2 tRNA genes are annotated in these 574 nt (G+C 37.3%); both read right to left on the bottom strand.

Annotated elements, in window-relative coordinates:
* Window positions 1–183: 183 nt before the first annotated feature.
* Window positions 184–260: transfer RNA gene (locus ACQ93I_RS17265), tRNA-Ala, on the bottom strand.
* 219 nt (window positions 261–479) lie between these two features.
* Window positions 480–553, bottom strand: a tRNA-Ile gene (locus ACQ93I_RS17260).
* Window positions 554–574 lie beyond the last annotated feature (21 nt).

The following is a 574-nucleotide window of genomic DNA, read 5'->3' as shown; positions in this document are numbered from 1 at the left end:
CTTCCTCAAAACTTAAAATATAATTTGCTCTATCTATAATCTTACAACTATAGAAATTTTTATGTTTCTCGTATTCTTATTTTCCAATATGTCAATGAACTTTCTGTAGATCTGAGATCTTAGAGGTGAGATATTAGACAAATAAATGTCTTAAATCTCAAATCTCACGTCTCAAATCTTACGTGGTGGAGAATATCGGAGTCGAACCGATGACCTCCTGCGTGCAAGGCAGGCGCTCTAGCCAGCTGAGCTAATCCCCCATTTCTTTAAGTAGGCAGTGATCAGTATTCAGTATGCAGTCTTTATTACTGCTAACTCCTACTGCTTACTGCAAACTGGGTTACCCAACTTCTAAAATTTCCTTTCAGTATATAATCAATGAACTTATGCCTCAGTTAATTGTTATTGGTTAATCGTTAATAGCTTTCACTCTTAACTCATAACTTTTAACTCATAACTATCGCGCTCTGGGCGATTTGTAGTCTCAGGCAGACTCGAACTGCCGACCTCTACATTATCAGTGTAGCGCTCTAACCAGCTGAGCTATGAGACTGCAATTTTAATGTATAATGTA

Source organism: Salinimicrobium sp. WS361 (assembly GCF_050750585.1).
Taxonomy (GTDB): Bacteria; Bacteroidota; Bacteroidia; order Flavobacteriales; family Flavobacteriaceae; genus Salinimicrobium.
The sequence above is the reverse complement of the archived record's forward strand: the minus strand, read 5'-3'. Positions and strand labels throughout refer to the sequence as shown.